This is a genomic window from Acinetobacter sp. WCHA45 (assembly GCF_002165255.2).
GTDB lineage: Bacteria > Pseudomonadota > Gammaproteobacteria > Pseudomonadales > Moraxellaceae > Acinetobacter.
Genome location: NZ_CP028561.1, coordinates 1,681,343 through 1,701,494, shown reverse-complemented (window position 1 = coordinate 1,701,494; position 20,152 = coordinate 1,681,343). Strand labels below are relative to the sequence as shown.

Below are 20,152 nucleotides of genomic sequence, written 5' to 3'. Positions count from 1 at the left end.
TATCGATAAAAGTCGAATGGAATAAAGATCAATAGGTCCACTTTTTAAAATTTAGGCTGCTATTTTCTTGTTCGTTAATTTCTAGAATCCATGCAGCGTCTGTTCGCCAGTCACCCAAAACAATGCGCTGTTTATTGCCCAACAAATGAATTTCTGGACGGTGGGTATGACCGTGAATTAAATAATCGACTTCAGTAATGACATTTTCAACTGCTTTTGCATTTACATCCATGATGTCATAGCTTTTTAGTTGTTTAGTTTCACTGCTTTTTTTACGAAAACCATTGGCGAGTTTTTGTCTGAAACTTAATGGTGTTCGTTTTATCAAACCCAGTAAAACTGGATTACGGATGACTTTACGGAAGCGTTGGTACGCAACATCATCTGTACACAAAGCATCACCATGTTCTAGGTGAAGTTTTTTGTGATTAATTTCCAATGTAAAAACATCTGGCAATAAAATTCCATTAAATTGGTTTAAAAACTTTTGACCTAAAGCAAAGTCTCGATTGCCGACTTGGAAAAAGATTTTATTATTATGTGCAGTGAATGATTGTAAGGCCGTGACAATTTCATCTAACCACGGTGCGGTGTAATCATCCCCAATCCAAGCATTAAACCAGTCACCTAAAATATAGAGCTGGGTGTTTTTATCTTGATATTGTTTCAGTAATTCTAAAAACCCTCGAACCAGTCGAGGGTGATCAGGTGACAAATGCAAATCTGATATAAACAGATGGGTCACAAAGAATCCTGTTGGATCAAATTATTCAGAAATAATTTTAGCAGATTCAATCACAACGTTCTCTAAAGGAACATCTGCATGGTAACCACGGTTACCAGTACGCACACCTTTAATTGCAGCTACAACATCCATACCTTCTACAACTTTACCAAATACCGCATAACCCCAGCCTTGTGCAGTTGGCGCTGTGTGGTTTAAGAAAGAGTTATTTTTTACGTTGATAAAGAATTGAGCAGATGCAGAATGAGGAGCTTGCGTACGTGCCATAGCAATTGTGCCTTCATCGTTGCTTAAGCCGTTGTCAGCTTCATTTTCGATTGAGTCACGTGTTGCTTTTTCTTTGAAGTTTTCGTCCATGCCACCACCTTGGATCATAAAACCATCAATCACACGGTGGAAAATTACGCCGTCATAGAAACCGTCGCGTACATATTCTAAGAAATTTGCAACCGTTTTTGGTGCTTTTTCAGCGTTAAGCTCAAGAACAATACGACCTTTATTGGTATTTAATTCGACTTGAGGAAAACTCATTACATTAATCTCCTAAACATGGGTTTGTGACCATGGGTTTTTGGTTGAGAGAAGCATAAGCAAACTGTAAACTACAAGGCAAGTAAAAAACGTTAAAATCTTTCATAAATAGCAAAGATTGCGTTTTTATTTCCCATTTTTAACTGTAAGAAGTGATTTACACCCTATGAAGCCAAATGATGTTGTTTCAGAACTGCCAAAGACCCCGACGCCGAATACTCATGCCTCTGTCGATGCCGCGCAGCAAGAACAACAGGCAGGCTTGGACTTTGTACGTCAGGTGATTACCGATGATTTAAAAGAAGGTCGTACCCAAAAAGTTGTAACTCGTTTCCCGCCTGAGCCAAATGGTTATCTGCATATTGGTCATGTCAAAGCAATTTGTTTGAACTTTGGTATTGCCGAAGAATTTGATGGTCTATGTAATTTACGTTTTGACGATACAAACCCAGATGCCGAAGAACAAGAATATGTTGATGGTATTGCCAATGATGTGAAATGGTTAGGTTTTAACTGGAATGGTGAGCCTCGCTATGCTTCTGGTTATTTCGATCAACTTTACACGTGGGCTGTTCAATTAATTGAACAGGGGGATGCCTATGTGGACTTGCAAACACCTGAAGAAATCAAGTTGAATCGCGGTAGCTTTGTGGAGCCAGGTAAAAACTCACCATACCGTAATGCGACTGTGGAAGAAAATCTGGCGCGTTTTGAGCAAATGCGTAATGGTGAATTGGGCGAGGGTAAAGCGGTTTTACGTGCCAAAATTGATATGGCAAGCCCGAATGTACATATGCGTGATCCAATCCTTTATCGCGTATTGCATTCAGAACATCACCAGACAGGTGATAAGTGGAAAATGTATCCAATGTATGACTATGCTCATCCATTGTCAGATGCAATTGAAGGGATTACTCATTCACTCTGTACTTTAGAGTTCCAAGATCACCGTCCATTCTATGACTGGGTGATTGAGAAAGTCCACTCTCAGGCTGTACCGCGTCAATATGAGTCATCACGTTTAAACATCGATTACACGATTACTTCTAAACGTAAATTGCGTAAATTGGTTGAGGGTAACCATGTACAGGGTTGGGATGATCCGCGTATGCCAACAGTTGTTGGGATGCGTCGTCGTGGTTTTACCCCAGAGGGCTTGCGTGATTTCTGTAAGCGTGTCGGTGTGTCAAAAACTGATGGTATCGTGGATGTGGCAATGCTGGAGTTCTGTATCCGTCAATCTTTGGAAAATGCCGCAGCGCGTGGAATGGCTGTACTGAATCCATTAAAAGTCACATTGACTAATTTACCTGAAGAATTAGATTTAACTCATTCACGTCATCCAAATGTTGATATGGGCGAACGTATCATTCCTTTAACACGTGAAATCTATATTGATCGTAAAGACTTTGAAGAGGTTGCACCAAAAGGATTTAAACGTTTGATTCCAGAAGGCGAAGTGCGTTTACGCCATGCTTATGTGATCAAGTGTGATGAAGTAATCAAGGATGCCAATGGTGAAGTAATTGAGCTTAAATGTTCAATTGATCCTGAAACGTTAGGCAAAAACCCTGAAGGTCGTAAAGTCAAAGGGGTTATTCATTGGGTCTCTGCAACGAAAGGTATACCTGCTGAAATTCGTATTTACGATCGTTTATTTACCGAAGCTGCGCCAGATGCAGATGATGATTTCTTGGCAAATCTAAATCCTGAATCATTAAAAGTCGTTCAAGCGGTGATTGAGCCTGCTTTGGCACAAGCGCAACCTGAAGATCGTTTTCAGTTTGAGCGTGAGGGGTACTTTGTTGCAGATCAACATGATCATCAAGCTGAAAAACCAGTGTTTAACCGTATTCTTGATCTTAAAGATAGCTTTAAAGTAGAGAAGAAATAACCTTTAGGCGAATTTGAACTCTTTTTAGCTCGAAGAATTTAGTTTAGACATGGAAAAGCCCAATTTTAAATTGGGTTTTTCTATTATATTATGGATTTATGTGATAGAAATAAATAATCATTGAAATAAGTAAAACCGTCGACATGAATAAATAGGTATTGATTGAGTGAAAACTTTTTATTAACTTGATCATATTTTTATTCCAACTAAAAGAGTGTAAATGAATAATGTTATTTTATTGCTTTTTTAGAAAATAGCTTGCGAGTACTGTCGTTACTTATTGGTCTTAATGTTTGTTTCTGTAATAAAATTTTCTCTGTACACGACAAATTTCATAGGGTTCTTGTCCTATCAGGCTTTTTCTTTCTTAAAATTGCGAGCACTTTCTTAAATTCTTCTTTTTTTCCAAAACCAATCAAACGTAGAATAGCCATCTGAACATAGTCCAAACCGTAGCGAAATAAACTTACTGAAAGTCGTGCATGCTTCTTTATTTTTATCGCTTTTTTTCGATCATGTTGCCATTCACTCGTTAAATAGCACCAACAGAAACCGATGGCTAGCACTGCTATCAATTTCTTGACTCGTCTAGGGTCTGTTAAAAGAGTATTTTCAAGATTGAATTCGCCGTTGATGATGCGAGCCATCAATGATGTATGGCATAAATCAAGCGAGAAAGAATGTACATTACGTACTGCTGCCTTCATTTTAGGTTGTGAGCGTATTTTAAAAGCACGTAAAGAGCGTGGTATTTTCCCAGGTTAATTTTCTTTGCTTTTGAAACGACCTTAAGACACATGTTTTAAGGTCGTTTTTTCATTGTTGGATCAATCCAAAAAGAAATCTTTTTGGAGCTGCGTATTGCCACCGACACAGGCATAGTGAGTGAAATCAGTGATGCCAATACGAGACAAAGCTTGTTCATCGGTCAGGCTTTGTCCTGTAAGTTCACCTCTAGCCGTGCTATAAATCGCAAAAGCTGCATCTGCCATGATCTGTGGTTTACGGCTGACCTGTAAGGTATTTTCTTCGCCTAGATTCTTCGAAACGGCTGCTGTTGCGATATAAGTTTCAGGCCAAAGCGTATTACATGAAATACCATAGTGACGAAATTCTTCCGCCATGCCTAAAGTCAGAATCGTCATACCGTATTTAGATAAAGCATAAGGTGCAAGCATCCCGAGCCATTTCGGTGACATATTTACAGGCGGTGATAAGCTTAAAATATGTGGATTTTCAGCTTGCTTTAAAAAGGGCAATGCAGCTTGGCCACAAATAAAAGTGGCACGATGGTTAATGGTTTGGATCAGGTCATATTGTTTTAATGAGGTGGATTCCACCCCCATTAATGCAATTGCACCTGCGTTATTAATCAGCACATCAATTCCGCCAAAGGCTTTGGCGGCTTGTTGCATAGCAGCATGAATCTGCTGTTCATCTCTAACATCTAGTAACAGTGGCAATGCTTTGCCGCCTACAGCTTCAATTTCTTCAGCCACACTATAAATCGTACCTGCTAATTTAGTGGTCTCGACTTCGGTTTTTGCTGCAATCACGACATTCGCACCTGCCTGAGCTGCTTTTAACGCAATCGCTCTGCCAATACCTCGACTGCCGCCCGTAATAAAAACAGTTCTTCCTTGCATATTATTCATTGATATTTCCTAGATTTGAGTTGTTGTAAACGTTGAATTAGATCATAAAAGGGTGAGCAAATTTTTCAGGATCATAGAGTTGGCGTTGCTTGGCAATCTCTACAATTCGATGGCGGAGCTGACGTTTGATCACGGCATAGGTTTGGCGGTGTTTTTCTGCCATATCTTCTGCAAATTTAAACACCTCATGACTTAATGATTCGATTGGTTCAATTTGATGAACGAGTTGGGATTGTAGACATTCAGTGCCTGTCCTGGTTTTGCCTGTCAAAGACATTTCCCAAATTGCATGTTGATTAGGAAGTAGTTGCACAATTTCAGCAATGATATCTGTAAAAGGAATGCCCAGATGGACTTCTGGAAAGCAAAAACGTCCTCGATCTGATCGCATAAATCGGAAGTCACAAGCAGACGCGAGAATTGCACCGCCTGCATAAGCATTACCACCGATTTCAGCAATTACAGGTAAGTTGAGTAATGCTAAACGGAGCAACATATTTTCAAGTTGCAGGGTAAAGGCTTTTTTACCTTCCAATGATTGTTGCATTAACCAAGCAAGGTCTAAGCCGTTACAAAAGGTTTTAGGATGCTCACTTCGAATAATTAAACAGGCATTCTTTTTATCACTTTCAATTTCATCAAAAATAGCAAAATATTCTTCTAATACCGCTTTATTTAAAGCATTTTCCTGATTGCCATTGGTCAAATTCAGCACATAGGTCGATTGCTGTTTATCGAGTGTCATGCTTGCCATTTCAGCAATTCCCCATTGTTTTAGTCATCAATCTTGAGGTTATTATTTCGAAGAAAATACTCGCTCAATAGGGGAGACTATGCCATATTAATGATCATTTTAGGACATAGGATGTGTCATGCGTGATCCTTTTGGATTGTTTCAAGAAACCATCTCTGTTTCTTATGCCCATGTATTATTAGAAATCGTTTATGAATACGGCATTGATGCACACATCGCTTTGTATGGAACGGGATTGATTCCGACTGAAATGCAACAAGCCGATGCCAAGATGAGTGCGCATCAATGGTCAAAATTGGTGGTGAATGCGTTACGATTGACGGGGAATCCGCGTCTTGGGATTGAATATGGGTTTAGGTTACGTCCAACTTCGCATGGGGCTTTAGGGTTTGCATTTCTCAGTTGTGCGGATGTTGAAACGGCGTTAAGTCTTTGTCAGCAGTATTTTTGTACTCGAATTCAAAATTTTACCCCTCAATGGCATATAGATGAAACGTTTATCTATGTTTATCTAGATGATGTTCATCCAGTGAAATTAGGTGATGCAGAACAATCTAATCAGTTAAGACATTTCCTGATCGAGAGCTTATTGTTTGGAGCAATTCATTTTCTCACTTTATTTTCTGACAAAATTGCAGAAAGTTGTGAGGTTTTTGTGGATTGGGCAGATGCTCAGAATTATGAAAAAATTGATTTATCCCAGATAAATATTCATTTTAATCAACCATGTAATGGTTTTCGATTTTCTAAAAAATATTTACATTGTAAGAATTTGAATGCAGATCAAGTTGCATTCCAACAGGCTATTTTGTATTGTGAAAATGACAAGCTTAAACTCGTAAAAGAAAGTACTCGGGACTTACAAAAAAGTATTCGTTCTGAGTTGTTATATCATTCTAGTCATGGTTATCCCTCACTTCCATTGATTGCACAGCGCTTAAATATGTCAGAACGAACGATTAAGCGGCATTTGCAAGCACAGGGCACCACATTTTTGCAAATCTTGGCTGAGGTTCGGTTTAATCAAGCCAAGAAATTACTACAACAGCAGCAATATAGTATTCAGGATATTGCTTGCTTGGTAGGGTATGAAGAAACCACCAATTTTATTCGTGCCTTTAAAAAGATGTTTGGGGAAACACCGAGTCAGTATCGCAAGAATAATCTATCCAAACTGAATTAATTGGGTATTTGACGTTGAATCGTTGTAATGAATAACTCTAGCGAATGCTGAATTTGTTCTGTCCATTCAAAAGAACAATTCATACGAATAAAATGTTGATGTGAGGGCAACACATTAAATAAGGGACTTGGCGCAACACCAATATGATGCTGAATCAGTTGCTCATAGATTTGCATACTACTGACTTTGTCAGGGAGTTGAATCCACAAAAAATAACCATTTGGATAGTTATACACCTTACAGTCTTTCGGTAGATGTTGTTTGAGATATTGAAAGAATTGCTTTTTATTCTTTTCTAAGGCACGTCGCAGAGTTCTTAAATGCTTTTCATAATGATGATGAGAGAGGAACTCCACCAGCGCATTTTGAATCAGCGCATTGGCAGAAATAGTACTCATCAATTGTAAATGTTGAATATGTTCAGAGAATTTACCTGCATAGACCCAGCCCATACGGAAACTTGAACCTAAGGTTTTAGAAAAAGAAGAGCAGTGTAATACCAGATTTTGTTGGTCAAAATACTTCATTGGCAATGGTTTTTGGCTGCCATAAAACATTTCTTCATAAACATCATCTTCGATTAAATGAATTTGATGTTCATGCAACAATTTAGCGATTTTATATTTGATGTCATCGCTGACAGTAAAACCAATTGGGTTATGTGCATTCAGCATAAACCAACAGACTTTGATTGGATAATTTTTGATGACTTGTTCAAAAGCTTCAATATCAAAGCCATGCTGTGGATGTTCTGGGATGGTGATGACTTTTAAACCCAAACGTTCAGCAGCTTGCCAAGCACCATAAAAAATTGTTTGCTGCAATAAAATATAATCACCAGGTTGCGTAATGGCTTGTAGTGAAAGATTTAATGCTTCTAGTCCACCTGATGTAATGACAATGTCATCTGCATCGGTTGGAATGCCTTGCATACAATAGCGTTGCGCAATCAGCTTTCTGAGTGCCAAATTACCGGGAGGTAAATTTGAAGTTTGGTCATAACTATGTCGATTGCGAGAAAGTTGCCCCATGATTTGAATCAGTTTTGGGGGATACAGCAACTGACTGTCTGGAAAGGCAGAACCTAATGGGCTGACGTTGGGAGATTGAATTGATTTGAGATATTTAAAAACGAGTGAGTTAATTTCAATTTTCGGATTTAAAGACACCACTGAATAGGCTTGTGGAATCTGAATATGATTTTGCTCAGCCACAAAATAACCTGACTTTTCTTTTGAATAAATCAGTCCTTGTGCTTCCAGTTCTTGGTAAGCATTCATTACGGTAATCAGACTGAAACCTGATTGTTGTACTTGCTCACGTAAAGAGGGTAACTTGGTGTGTGGCTGCCAAGAACCATTTTCAATAAGCAGTTTCAAGTTATGTGCTAATTGTTCTGATTTATACATAAAATAAAGTAAATCCGTATTGATGGAATAGACCTCATCTAAAAGCTATTCCACCCATTTTTTAATAAGCAAACATCAAGAGTAATCTAAATAGACCTGCAAAGATGGCGAGTGCAAAAAATCCGACTAACCATAAGATTATAAACCATTAGGCTGGATTTAAATGCAGCGATTTTATTTTCATACAAAGCTCCTAGTGATAGCCTTCATCACCAATACGGACTTTATTCCGAAATACTCAGTACGACTTTCTATGCTAAAGTCTTGCGGTGTTTGCATCCAACTGTTAGAGGATACTATCCAAAACATGGAAATACAGGTGCCGATTGCAACCATGAGGGTAGCAAAAAATGCGCTTTGGGGTTGACCCGTCCCCAACCAAAGAGCATGATGCTGAGGAACCCCGCATTATAAATGGGATTTTGACTACATAGCCATTTGCATTCCAGCTTAGCAAGAAAACAAGCGAGACCAATCAAGGTGGCAGGAAAGATAATGTGAAATGAAACAGTAAATGCAAACTGTATTCGAGCTAATTATAAAGCAGTTAGACCAAGATCCATAAATGATCTGTTATATTTTTTTAGCGAAACTCTGTAGCTATTCACTTGTTTGTACCTGGTTCAAAATAGCATCAAGCAACGATGCAGTGTGTTAAATATTGATCAAGCATTGTAAGTCGTTTGAATGACACTAATTCGGACTGAATGGCGTATGACTATGTTTATCACTAAAGAACTTAATGCGTTGACTCAGCTTTTTCAAAGCAAAGTCCCTTCGCAAGCGGTACAACAACAGCTAAGTCTAGAATATGTAAATCTGGAAGCCACTTTATTAAGGGGCAAGGTACTGAGAGATTTTTCTAAGGAGAAGGTCGCTTATATTGCTCAAGCTGCAATAGTGGAAAATGATAATAATCTTGCCTATTTATTTGCACCATTTATGATTGCTAATTTAAATCAGCCTGTGATTTATACCACGCCAGTCTCATCCTCTGTACTTAAGATATTGAATCAATACTATCAAGCTGAGCAAAGTGTCAATCTTAAAATCGAAGATGTCATCCACAGCCTCAAGCTTTATATCGAGCTGGTCGATGATGCAAAAGCAGAGCAAGATTTTCTGTTCCGTTGTTTAGTCAAAGCATTGTGTCGTACAGATATTTTTCATATTTTCTTGGTTACACATTTATCTTTAGATCAGCAACAGATTCAAATCCTAGAAGATTATTTTGATGTAAAAATTGATGTGATTCACGCTGATCGTAGGCCAAGCATGCTCAATGATGAATTGATTAATATGCGTAGGCTGCTATTTAAAAACAAAGATGAAGCACACAAAAGCTTATGTACTTTGTTTTCTAGTCTTAATGCAAATCTAGTCGCAAAGATTGGTCAGTTTAGTCCGACCCAAGCGGCACATTTAATCGAGGATATGTTCTATTCGGAACATATTTTTGAAAAGTTATCGGTCTATGCCGAATACATGCAAACCCGTATTCAAAATGGCGCTAGTTTTAAGGCTCTATCCACTATGTAGATTGTTATGAATTAAATTTTAGTCTTTCAATAGGAGCAGAACTTATGTCTCAACAGCAATCAAAATTCCCATACCTTGCGGTTGGAATCAGTATTTTATTGGGTTGTTTATTTTTAGTCTTTTTCTTTCTGGCTGTGAGCAACCAACCTGATTATATGCCATCGCAACAGAAGCAAAATGCTGCTCATGTACAATCATCAGCTCAATCGAAGCAATAGCTTATGTTTTTTAATCCTAAGCTTGGTTTTTCTCTCTTACTGGTGATTTTGAGCAATTGCCAGTAAGTTTTTTTGTTTTGGGCTTGGTTGTAATTGTTAAAATCAAGAGAGATTTTAACGCTCTAATTGTTCGAATGAGACAAATCAAGAATAGAAAAGAAGCATAATTCATGTTAATCCTATCTGTAGCAAATGTTAAAAAATAGCTCAGATGAGGGCAACATGATTGATAACTCAGAACAAACCATTCATAAGCAAGAAAATACTAATTTTGCCAGAATTGAACCCTATACCCAACCCGCAGGTGGATGGGGCGCATTACTGAGTGTCGCTCGAAATCTAAAAAGGCAAGATATTTTAAAAAAAGGTTCAATTACTTTACTGAATATTTAGGGTCTGTTGACACTTACTGTTCATAATTAACCCTATAAAGGTAGCCATAAAAATATACAGGCTATAGCAACAGAACTTTGATAATTTCTTTTGCTTTAGCTTGCATATACATTTGGTTGCCATGACGAAATGTCAACAGACCCTAATCATTTCATAAGTATTATTTATAAATAACAGGAATTTACAGGTTTTTTACAAATGATAATCTGTAATAAAAACATCACCTTTTTGTTAATTTGTGTGTTCAAGTCGATATTTTTGTAGTATTCTTTTGCGAAGATTGTCAATAAAACCGTACAATTTATCAATAAAAAATCAATTTTACATTTTTGTGGGTTATGAAACATGATAAGCCGATTCAAAAAAAGTGCTGTCTCAAAAACTTCATTTATCGCTTTATTTGGCTTGTTTATTGGATTTCATAGTTCTATTGCATTTGCTCAACCAAAAGCAGGAAGTAGTATCACCAATATTGCAAGTGGTGACTTCTATGATGAACAAGGTAATTTGCAAGTTATTAATTCAAATGCAGTTATTTTAACTGTTCAACCAATTTACTCTTTAACTTTACAAAGTAATCAACAAAATATCGGGACTATTGGAAGCAAAGTTAACTTCCCGCATGTTTTAACCAATACTGGTAACATTGTAGACGACTATAAATTAAGCCTTACTCAGTTAACGAATGATCAATTTGATCTGGAAAATATCGCAGTTTACATCGATCGGGATCAGAATGGCGAGCCTGATGATAATAATAATTTACTGAATTCAACCACAAGTTTTCGCTTAGAAGGTGGCGAATTTGCCTCATTAGTTGTCGTTGGAAGTATCCCAACCAACCTAACTGCAAATAACGTCGCTAATTTTACTTTAACAGCTACAAGCCAGCATGATAATGCGATCGCTATGACCGTAAGTGATACAGCAAAAGTTGTTGATGATGCTGTAATTCAAGTGACGAAATCACAGAATATCAGCACGGGTAAAACTGGCACGGAAATTACTTATACCTTAGCTTATACAAATACGGGTACTGCGGCAGCAAAACTCGTATTGAGAGATATATTAGCTACAGATGTAACATATAAATCGGGTAGCGGTAGTTGGGGGAATGGTTCAGGATCGTTAACTGATGCTGATGATGTTGAGACGGGTGCAAATGCGCCAATAAAATATAAAGTGAGTAATGGGCAAGTAGATGTAGAGCTTGCAAGTGTGGCAGCTTTAAGTAAAGGCACAGTAAGTTTTAAAGTCACTGTGAATGCGAATGCTGCCGAAAAAGTTGCCAATACCGCCGACTATCAACAATACAATGCATCAAATGCTATTCTGAAAAATACGCTAACCAATACTGTAATTTTTAACGTTCAGCAAACCTTAGGTGTTGTACTTAACAATAGCCCAAGTAACGCGAATGATGATGGCGAGCCAAACGGTGGCTTGAATAACTTAAACTCCCAAAATAATACGTTTGGGGGTGTAGCAAAAGAAATCCAGTTTGATAACTATGTTTGGAATACAGGACAGGCGACTGATACTTATAATTTAAGCTTCGTTAAAAGTAACGTACCAAGTTGTGCTGTAGTTCGTTTATATCATGCAGATGGTCGGACATTGCTGACAGATACTAATGGCGATGGTGTCATTGATACAGGTGGATTGGCTAACGGCACTTCAAAAAGAATTAAATTAGGGGTTTATTTCCCATCGAATTGTACTTCTACAAGTACAATGGATTTCGACATTACCGCAACTTCCGTAACAGATACTAGTGTAAAAAATAGTACGCGTGATCGATTAGTCAATACAGTTGCTGTGGGCGAAAGCGATTTGTATAACAGCAACAATTCAGGTGTGGGGGTTGGGAATGTTACTGGTTCGGGTGGGCAAGCCTTATTGGTGAAAAACGCTGTAAAAGGTGCAACAGCTGTTTTCCCACTTGTTATTCGAAATAACAGCACGACCTCAAATAATTATAATTTATATGCATCGAGTACAACGATCGACATTAATAGTATCAATACGACGTTACCAACTGATTGGGTAGTGAAGTTCTATAATGGTGATGCAACATGTCAAACCTTACAAGGTGAAATTACCAGTACTGGCAACATGGCGGCTGGAACAACTAAACAGTATTGCGCCGTTGTCACTGTTCCTGCGAATACGACTTTGACAAGTTTACCTATTTGGTTCGCTATGAAATCACCGATGAATGCTCAAGGTGACAGTATTAAAGATCAAGTTGATGTAGCTGTACGCAAGTTGACTTTAGCAAATGATCAACAAGGGCGGATTAATGTCGGCGGTACGGTTGTATATCTGCATACATTAAAAAATATGGGTACATTTGTTGAAGGTGATACAAGCGGAAAAGTAAGTCTTAGCGTAGTCCCTCAAAACATTAATGATGGTTTTATTTATACTTTGTATTACGATGCCAATAATAATGGTGTATTAGATACTACAGATCCGATCGCTACTGATTTGTCTATAACAGGTGGATTAAACCCTCAAAGTTCAGTTCAGCTAATTTTAAAAGTTCAAGCTCCATTAACTGCAGTAAATGGTATTTCTAGTGCAGCAAATATCGTCGTCTCTGCCACGAATACAATCCAAGGTTTAACACTTACAACAATTCAAAATACAGATTTAACAACAGTTGATCCTACGCAACTTCGTCTGACCAAAGAACAGTCTAAAGATGAAGCATGTGCACTTATGAATGTTGCCACTGCGACCTATGCAAGTAACCCATTGACGATTAAACCAAATCAATGCGTTACCTATCGTTTAACAATTAAAAATGATGGTTCAACACCAGCAGCGAATGTTGTGATTAATGATGTGGTACCTGCTTATAGTATTTTGCGAAATGCATTGCCGCCGTCAGTGAGTAAGGGTTCTGTAGCTGTGAGTGGAGATCAAATATCTGGAAATATTGGAGCACTTGCACCACAGGAGCAAGCAGCGTTGTATTTTTCTATTCAGGTTACACCTTAAGTTAGGCGGATGCTAGAAGATGAATATAATCAATACATTAGAAAATATCCGCAACAGCAAGATCACTTTAGGGATTTTGTTGGTTACTTTGTTGGGAGTGCATCAGTCTAGCTCTGCTGCTGTTCCTACACGCCAAATCATTAGTAATATGGCGATCGGTGAGTACACTGAAGAAGGTTCAACCGTTGTTCAAGTCAGCCGTTCGAATTTAGTTCAAACAACGATTCTTCCAGTTTATTCTGTTAATTTGACGGCAAATAATACTAAAAATGTCGTAGCGGGTCAGACTGTATATTTTAACCATACTTTGACTAACACGGGTAATGAAGTCGACCAGTATACCTTTGCAGTGACAAATAATACTGGGGATAGCTATGACTACAGTAATCTATCTGTATTTTTAGATAAAGATAATGATGGCGTGCCTGATGGCGCAGCGATTACTTCTTATTCTTTAAGTGCGGGCGAGTCAGTTGGTCTTATTGTGGCGGCAAATGTACCGAGTGGTGCAACGGTTAGTCAAAATGGATCATTAACATTAACTGTAAATTCTTTAAATACTGCATCTGGAACAAAGACCAATGTCGATACAGCAACTGTTACGAATCAGTCTGCTTTAGTTGTTCGTAAAAAGTTTTCTCAAACAAGCGTGGCAAATGGAGACGTTGTTACCGTTCGTTTAGATTATCAAAATTTAGGTAGTACAGCGACAGGCTCTGTAACTTTAACAGATACACTCAATTCAAGTTTGGTTTATCAACTAAATGCTGGTGAGAATTGGAACGGTACAGCTGTAAATCCAAGTACTGGGAGTAACGATCCAGCAGGAATCAATTACAGTGTGACATCAAATACTGTAACTGCAGTCATTAGCTCAATACCAGCAAATGCAACTGGCTATATTGAATTTAAAGTTAAAGTAAATAAAACAACTGCTGGACCAATTAATAATACCGTTAATTTTGGGTATGATCATGATAATAATACAACAACAGCAAATATATCTGATCTCAGTAACATAGCTGTACTTAATGTTGCTTCAATTTATGATGTCAAAATTAATGGTAGTGCAACTGATGTAAACAATAGTGCTACGGTTGTTGCTTCTGCTGCGGCTCAAGGTGGGGAGCTTAGCTTTAATAACTATGTTTGGAATAATGGTAATAATACTGATGTATTTAATGTAACAATGACAGGTAGTACATTTCCGACAGGTAGCCAAATTGAATTTTATCGTGCAGATGGCGTAACCCCATTATTAGATAGCAATGGAGATGGTATTCCTGATACAGGTTTATTATCCGCAGGCGTAAATTTACCAATCGTTGTTAAAGTACGTTTACCTAGTAGTTATGCTGTAACGACTGATACGACATTCGAAGTTTCACCTCAAGCTCAGTCTTTAGGTGATATTAGCAAAACAAGTTTGATTAAAGATCAGGGTAATTTACTTGCCACAACGGTAGCACGTTTAGTTGATTTGACGAATAGTCCTGAAAACAATGGTTCGGGTAATGGGAATGTTGATAACGCTGGTAATCCGTGGAAAATCGTGATTGCCGCAACAAGTACCAATCCTGTTGCCGGTGGGCAAGCAATATTTCCATTAAAAGTGAGCCATACTGGTATTGGAACTGAATATTTACTTAGTGCGAACTCGACGAGTAATTTTACAAGCTTAACTTTGCCTAATGGTGTGAACCGTGTTCGTTTTTATGTTTCTGGAAATGGTTCAGACTGTAGTGTCATGGGTAGCGAAACAGGTAAAACCATCTATCTGAATAATGGTGAAAGTCAGTTAATCTGTGCTGTTGTTGAAGTGGATCAATTGAACAGTAGTCTAACTACACCGATCTATTTCCGCGCTCTTTCTACAAGTTTTGTAAGTGTTAATAATAGTAGTAATCCGAGCCAAGATATTATTATGGATGCGATTACTATTCAAAGTGTCAATTCTGTAGCTAAAGTAGAATTCACGCCAAATTCTCGTGGACAAGTCTCGCCATTAGGCACCGTCATTTATAGTCATCTTTTAATCAATAATACTGATGTTGATTATACAGGGAACTACAGTTTCCTTTCGAATAACGATCAGGTTGAGTTTAACAGCACTCTTTTCTATGACGTAAATGGAAATGGTGTTTTTGATGCTGGGGATTTGGTGATGAGAAGTTTAGCTGACTTGCCGGGTGGAAAATTAGCAGCACATACACAAGTCAAATTATTGCTTCAGGTTAAAAATCTTGTAGCAAATAATATTGCCCAAGCGAATACCACCACGATTAATTTAACGAATAATGCCAATGGTCAAGTTTTGGCATCAATTACTGATGTAACTACAGTGAATCAGAGACAATTGAAGTTGAGTAAGTTGCAAGCACGTGATTTTGATTGTAATGGCACAGCTGATGAGTCCTATACAACAAATAGTCTCAATATCGGTAAACAAGCAAATGGTCAAGGTCAATGTGTTTTGTATAAGGTGATTTTAACTAATACAAGTGCTACTGCTATGAGTACTGCATTTACCTTTAGAGACATGACGCCTGCCTATACAGTTTTATCTCAATCGCCTATCTGCACATCATGTAGTGGTATGACGGCTCCCACAGTTGGTAATGCTGGTGCGGTTTCAGGAACATTAAATAGTGTGGCTGCAAATCAAAGTTATGAATTTAATTTTGGGGTGCGCTATGTTGGACAGTAAGCAAAAAATGAAAAAGAATAGCTCTAATTACGGCATGATGAATCATAAAGTTAGTTATATATATACTTTGGTTTTGTTTATCTTAACTTGTTTGATGTGTAGTCAAGCTGTATTGGCTGCTCCACCAACGATTGAGATTTTTGCAGGCTCAGGTTCAGGGAATGGTCCAACACAAGGTCCTGTAACTCATACTTTTTTATTAAACCGAAATAATCCAACTGATAATAATCCAGAGGAATATACTCCGACCACAACAGTTACTTATACAATTACAAGTTCATTAGGTGGAAGTAACCCTGATGTCAGAATAGGTGGGAGTCTAAATACTGGGACAGGTGTTATATCTTCAGATACCATTTTGAAAAATTTAAATGCCATTGGAGGAGGGAGTAATGAGATGTTTGCTGCTTCCATACAAAATGCTCCTACTGGCTGTAGTAATGGTATGGATAAAATAGCTTGTTCAACTGGTACTACAGGTGGAATTAATGTAACTGCCAATCAGGGTGTAGCATTAATAGCGAAAGTAGCGACATTGGTAACTAATCCTCCAACAACTGATGTTTATAAAAAAAGAGTGAAAGTTGGAGCAATTAATATAAAATTTAATCGTCCTGTGAACAATCCTATTTTACAGGTATCAGGACTTGGAGCTGGAACTGATAATACAACCTCTAACACAGAGCTAGGTTTTGCAGCAGAATTTACTTTTACAGGTGGCGTAAGCAATACGACCGTAACCTTAAAACGGATTGCAGGTAATAAAAATTTTGCTATTGATGGTAACAATATTATTAATACTGCGGATAAAATTACTTCACAATCAACAGCTAATGGTGCTAGTGGTAGTGTTTATGTTGAAGGTAAGGGTATTACGGAATTAAATTTCGATATCTATATTCGTGGAGATGGGGATAAACGTACATCACGTACTACAACATATCAATCAACATGGGGAGATGCTTTTTTCTTTGGTATGTCCAGTATGGATGCTGATAGTGCAATTGCCCTTGTCAAAAGTCAACGTGTAGGCAACACAGACACATTTGTATCAACTCAGTTGAACAATGTGGCTCTTGGTTCATTGATGCAATATCAATTAACTATTACCAACAATACGCCATCAGGCGCAACATTGGGTGGGACAGTTGTAAATTTACCTTTTAATGACACACTCCCAGTCAGTTTAAAAAATGTTTCTATTGTCGGAACACCAGCTACGACACAAGGTACAGGAGGTTCAAGCCCTGTTACTACTTCCTGTACTCCTACATTAACAGGCGATAATACCGCAGGCTGGAAAGTTTCGGGACTGTTTACAGGTGCAACAACAGCAACCTGTATAATCACGATTCAGGGTACAGCAACCGCAGCAGGTACGTTAACCAATACAGCAACAATAGAGTCAACCTCATCGAATACGCCTGTTAGTAGTTCAGTCAATGCGATCATTGTAGCCCCGACACCTGATCCAGCGGTTAAGGAAGCTCGTTTTACAATTACTCCTGATTTACCCACGATTGTACGAGGACGAGTTGGTACACAAACCATCAATATTAAAAATGAAGGGTCGAACGATGCAACCAATGCCATCGCAACCTATATTGCCGCACCACAAACTGGTGTGACAGTAACGGGTGTAAGTGTTGTCGGTGGGGGGGGGTGTGCCCAAAGTGGTAGCAACTGGACATGCCCTTTAGGGAGCGTGGCGAATGGAGCTATAAAACAATTATCTGTGAGTTACAGCACAACAGCAGCTTCCTCTTTGGGTACTGCTCAGCAAGCGACTGTTAAAGTTTCGAGTGATGAGTTTAACCCGGGTAGCGGCGCAGGCGAAACACTGTATAAGGTTTGGGGTAGCAACCAGCAAAATGAGTCAACAACCAATGGTGCCTTTTGGGTGGGTTATGAAGGAACTGGGGGAAGTACGCCTGTAGGCAGTAATGTAAATCAGGGAAGTTCACTTGCAGCAGCTTGGCCTCCAAGCCAAACTAGCCCGACGGGTGCTTATCTTTCCTATGGTGGGCCAGCACTCGGCGACTCAGTTTATTTGGCATCCAGCAGCACCGCTGCACCCATGATCCAACGCATTATTGGCAATATGGGGGCAGCTGCTGAAAGAACGGTATCACTCCCTACTATGCAGACTGCCGATAACCGCCGTGCTTGGGAATTTACCACAGGGATCTATATTCCGAGTTCGCAAACATTAACAGTTTGTACTGGAAATACGAGTGTTGGCGTGGATGATGGCGCATATATTATGGTGGATGGTAATGTCGTGGCGAGCACAAACGGATGGGCACCAGGTGGTGTAACTGTTACCACAGCTTCCGCCTTCAGTGCTGGTTATCATCGCATTAGCTATCGTATCGTCAATCGTAATACCTACAATTTATCAGGGTCGGATGCAGAAAACTCCGCAGGTGGTTATGGACCAATTGGTTTGTCTTTAAGTGGGAATTGTTCGACTGCAAACTATGACACAGTCACAGGTACAGGTGTTCCTGTCAGTATTAACATTATAGATGGTGCAAAAATTAAAATTGCTAAAAACTCTGTGAATGGGACGGGTACGTTTAACTATATTAATCTTAGCAATCTTGTAAATAGTACAACAGCAGTTACCACGGATTCTGTAACTACAGTCACAGCAGGAACCACAGCAACCTCTGCACAACAGCTTTGGGCGCAAACATTGAATACAGATGTTTCTTTTACAGAAAGTGCTTTAGCAGGATATGTCTTATCAGGTGTCAGCTGTGTAGATGCAAATAGCGGTGTAACAGGGAATACAGGTACTTTTTGGACGCTTGTAAATAATATTGTGACGATTCCCGCTGTTCGCATAAAAGAGGGCGCCGATATTACTTGTACGTTTACAAATACGAAGCTTATTTACGTTGATATTACTGGACGAGTATTTGTTGATAATAGCGGAACAACGCTAGATGCGAGTAAAGCATATAATGGCATACAAGATGCAGGTGAAGTTGGGATTGCAAATAGCAAAATTCGTTTGATTAACTGTAGTACAACTACACAACTAGCTTCGACAGTGACAAGTGCAAATGGTGATTATGCTTTCTCAATTGAACAAAGCTTATTACCATCATCTTTTTGTATTGTTCAACAGAATTTACCTGAATATATTTCTGTCAGTGGCACAACGGGCTACACCCGTTCATCAGATACAATTGCTTTAACCAAGACAAGTGCAACAAGCTATACAGCGAATAATTTTGGTGATGTGATTATTAATGTTGTGTTGAATGAAGATGGGCAACATACAGCTATTGCTGGAGATGTCACGGACTATCCTCACCGTTTAAGCACACAAATTCCAGTTCAACTCACTCAATTAGTACAGACTCAGACTCAGCGACCAAATGCTAGCGCCGATCAACCTTGGCAAGCATTGGTTTATCGAGATACGAACTGTAATGGTCAGGTAGATATGGGTGAAGTTGTATTTAACCCAACTGCTGCAAGTACTGTTCTATTACAGCCAAGTGCTGATATTTGTTTAGTACAGCGAGTTCATGTACCAACTAATGTTGCTGCGGGCGCACAACATATTGGAACTCTTCAAGCGGACTATCAATTTGTTCTGACAAATCCACCAGAAACGATTCCAGGGCAAACGCTTAAACGTCAGGATGTGACACTTATTGGTAGTGCTGGTTTGACACTGACAAAAAAGGTACGTGCAGTAAGCAGTTGTCCTTCAACATCTTCCGATACAAACGCATTTGTAACGACTAATCAGGCTTCTAAGCAAGATAATTTAGAGTATGAAATCACCTATAAAAATAACAGTACCAAGAAACTACAGAACGTAAAAGTGAAAGATAGTTTACCAATTGGTACTAATTTTGGCAGTATGAGTTGTAGACTTATACCAAGTGGAAATACTTGTAATACAAACCGTTCCGGTGATTATCTTGAATGGAGCTTGACTGGGTTATTAAATCCATCAGCTTCAGGCACTCTAAGGTTCTGTGTGTCGCAAAAGTAAATTATAGATAAAGTATGCCGAAAATATTATTGATTTGGCATACTTTGTGCTGATAGCTGGTATAGAGTTTTTTTAATTGTTTGAACCAGTAGATGTTTTT

At 38.6% G+C, this 20,152-nt stretch carries 12 protein-coding genes and 4 pseudogenes; 9 read left to right on the top strand and 7 right to left on the bottom strand.

Annotation, left to right across the window (positions count from 1 at the left end; genetic code table 11):
* Nucleotides 1-28 precede the first annotated feature (28 nt).
* Nucleotides 29-745 carry a UDP-2,3-diacylglucosamine diphosphatase gene (locus tag CDG55_RS09600; RefSeq protein WP_087536120.1) on the bottom strand — a complete coding sequence of 239 codons (717 nt, stop codon included), beginning with the start codon at nt 743-745 and terminating at the stop codon, nt 29-31.
* Between the two features lie 21 nt (nt 746-766).
* Complete coding sequence (locus tag CDG55_RS09595) at nt 767-1,276, bottom strand: peptidylprolyl isomerase (RefSeq protein ID WP_087536121.1); 510 nt, start codon at nt 1,274-1,276, stop codon at nt 767-769.
* 166 nt (nt 1,277-1,442) lie between these two features.
* On the opposite strand from CDG55_RS09595, the gene CDG55_RS09590 reads away from it, so the two are divergent.
* On the top strand, nt 1,443-3,170 hold the full coding sequence (locus CDG55_RS09590; protein ID WP_087536122.1) for a glutamine--tRNA ligase/YqeY domain fusion protein: 1,728 nt from the start codon (nt 1,443-1,445) through the stop codon (nt 3,168-3,170).
* Between the two features lie 332 nt (nt 3,171-3,502).
* Here CDG55_RS09590 and CDG55_RS09585 read toward each other — a convergent pair.
* Nucleotides 3,503-3,793: pseudogene (locus CDG55_RS09585) on the bottom strand (IS4 family transposase); the annotation flags it as partial.
* A gap of 7 nt (nt 3,794-3,800) precedes the next feature.
* Between CDG55_RS09585 and CDG55_RS09580 the strand changes: the two are divergent.
* Nucleotides 3,801-3,935 (top strand): annotated as a pseudogene (locus CDG55_RS09580) (Glu/Leu/Phe/Val dehydrogenase); the annotation flags it as partial.
* A gap of 62 nt (nt 3,936-3,997) precedes the next feature.
* Here the strand turns inward: CDG55_RS09580 and CDG55_RS09575 are convergent.
* Together CDG55_RS09575 and CDG55_RS09570 are read right to left on the bottom strand one after the other, a co-directional pair.
* Nucleotides 3,998-4,825, bottom strand: a complete 828-nt coding sequence (locus CDG55_RS09575) for an SDR family oxidoreductase (protein WP_087536124.1) — start codon at nt 4,823-4,825, stop codon at nt 3,998-4,000.
* Nucleotides 4,826-4,862: 37 nt separating this feature from the next.
* Nucleotides 4,863-5,579, bottom strand: coding sequence for an enoyl-CoA hydratase/isomerase family protein (locus CDG55_RS09570; RefSeq protein WP_087536125.1), 717 nt, complete (start codon nt 5,577-5,579; stop codon nt 4,863-4,865).
* Nucleotides 5,580-5,697: 118 nt separating this feature from the next.
* On the opposite strand from CDG55_RS09570, the gene CDG55_RS09565 reads away from it, so the two are divergent.
* A complete protein-coding gene (locus tag CDG55_RS09565) occupies nt 5,698-6,762 on the top strand; it encodes an AraC family transcriptional regulator (RefSeq protein WP_087536126.1) in 1,065 nt (354 codons plus the stop codon).
* Here the strand turns inward: CDG55_RS09565 and CDG55_RS09560 are convergent.
* Both CDG55_RS09560 and CDG55_RS09550 read right to left on the bottom strand, forming a co-directional pair.
* Nucleotides 6,759-8,171, bottom strand: coding sequence for a PLP-dependent aminotransferase family protein (locus tag CDG55_RS09560; protein ID WP_087536127.1), 1,413 nt, complete (start codon nt 8,169-8,171; stop codon nt 6,759-6,761). The genes CDG55_RS09565 and CDG55_RS09560 overlap by 4 nt on opposite strands.
* A gap of 246 nt (nt 8,172-8,417) precedes the next feature.
* Nucleotides 8,418-8,698: pseudogene (locus tag CDG55_RS09550) on the bottom strand (cytochrome ubiquinol oxidase subunit I); the annotation flags it as partial.
* Nucleotides 8,699-8,891: 193 nt separating this feature from the next.
* Here CDG55_RS09550 and CDG55_RS09545 point away from each other — a divergent pair.
* From CDG55_RS09545 to CDG55_RS09515, 6 genes and pseudogenes are all read left to right on the top strand, one after another.
* Nucleotides 8,892-9,710, top strand: a complete 819-nt coding sequence (locus CDG55_RS09545; protein ID WP_213066152.1) for a hypothetical protein — start codon at nt 8,892-8,894, stop codon at nt 9,708-9,710.
* Nucleotides 9,711-9,754: 44 nt separating this feature from the next.
* Nucleotides 9,755-9,928: a cbb3-type cytochrome oxidase assembly protein gene (locus CDG55_RS15265; protein ID WP_143225229.1), complete on the top strand. Its 174-nt coding sequence runs from the start codon at nt 9,755-9,757 to the stop codon at nt 9,926-9,928.
* A gap of 225 nt (nt 9,929-10,153) precedes the next feature.
* Nucleotides 10,154-10,318: pseudogene (locus CDG55_RS09535) on the top strand (hypothetical protein); the annotation flags it as partial.
* A gap of 348 nt (nt 10,319-10,666) precedes the next feature.
* Nucleotides 10,667-13,327 (top strand): DUF11 domain-containing protein, encoded by a 2,661-nt coding sequence (locus tag CDG55_RS09525; protein ID WP_087536129.1) that lies wholly within the window; start codon nt 10,667-10,669, stop codon nt 13,325-13,327.
* A 19-nt stretch (nt 13,328-13,346) separates the two neighbouring features.
* A complete protein-coding gene (locus tag CDG55_RS09520) occupies nt 13,347-16,034 on the top strand; it encodes a DUF11 domain-containing protein (RefSeq protein ID WP_087536130.1) in 2,688 nt (895 codons plus the stop codon).
* On the top strand, nt 16,021-20,052 hold the full coding sequence (locus CDG55_RS09515; protein ID WP_087536131.1) for a beta strand repeat-containing protein: 4,032 nt from the start codon (nt 16,021-16,023) through the stop codon (nt 20,050-20,052). Before CDG55_RS09520 ends, CDG55_RS09515 begins: the two co-directional genes overlap by 14 nt.
* Nucleotides 20,053-20,152 lie beyond the last annotated feature (100 nt).

Bases quoted from the DNA above. Each gene is read 5' to 3' on its own strand.
- CDG55_RS09595 (WP_087536121.1), bottom strand. From the start codon at position 1,276: ATGAGTTTTCCTCAAGTCGAATTAAATACCAATAAAGGTCGTATTGTT.
- CDG55_RS09590 (WP_087536122.1), top strand. From the start codon at position 1,443: ATGAAGCCAAATGATGTTGTTTCAGAACTGCCAAAGACCCCGACGCCG.
- CDG55_RS09575 (WP_087536124.1), bottom strand. From the start codon at position 4,825: ATGAATAATATGCAAGGAAGAACTGTTTTTATTACGGGCGGCAGTCGA.
- CDG55_RS09570 (WP_087536125.1), bottom strand. From the start codon at position 5,579: ATGGCAAGCATGACACTCGATAAACAGCAATCGACCTATGTGCTGAAT.
- CDG55_RS09565 (WP_087536126.1), top strand. From the start codon at position 5,698: ATGCGTGATCCTTTTGGATTGTTTCAAGAAACCATCTCTGTTTCTTAT.
- CDG55_RS09560 (WP_087536127.1), bottom strand. From the start codon at position 8,171: ATGTATAAATCAGAACAATTAGCACATAACTTGAAACTGCTTATTGAA.
- CDG55_RS09545 (WP_213066152.1), top strand. From the start codon at position 8,892: ATGTTTATCACTAAAGAACTTAATGCGTTGACTCAGCTTTTTCAAAGC.
- CDG55_RS15265 (WP_143225229.1), top strand. From the start codon at position 9,755: ATGTCTCAACAGCAATCAAAATTCCCATACCTTGCGGTTGGAATCAGT.
- CDG55_RS09525 (WP_087536129.1), top strand. From the start codon at position 10,667: ATGATAAGCCGATTCAAAAAAAGTGCTGTCTCAAAAACTTCATTTATC.
- CDG55_RS09520 (WP_087536130.1), top strand. From the start codon at position 13,347: ATGAATATAATCAATACATTAGAAAATATCCGCAACAGCAAGATCACT.
- CDG55_RS09515 (WP_087536131.1), top strand. From the start codon at position 16,021: ATGTTGGACAGTAAGCAAAAAATGAAAAAGAATAGCTCTAATTACGGC.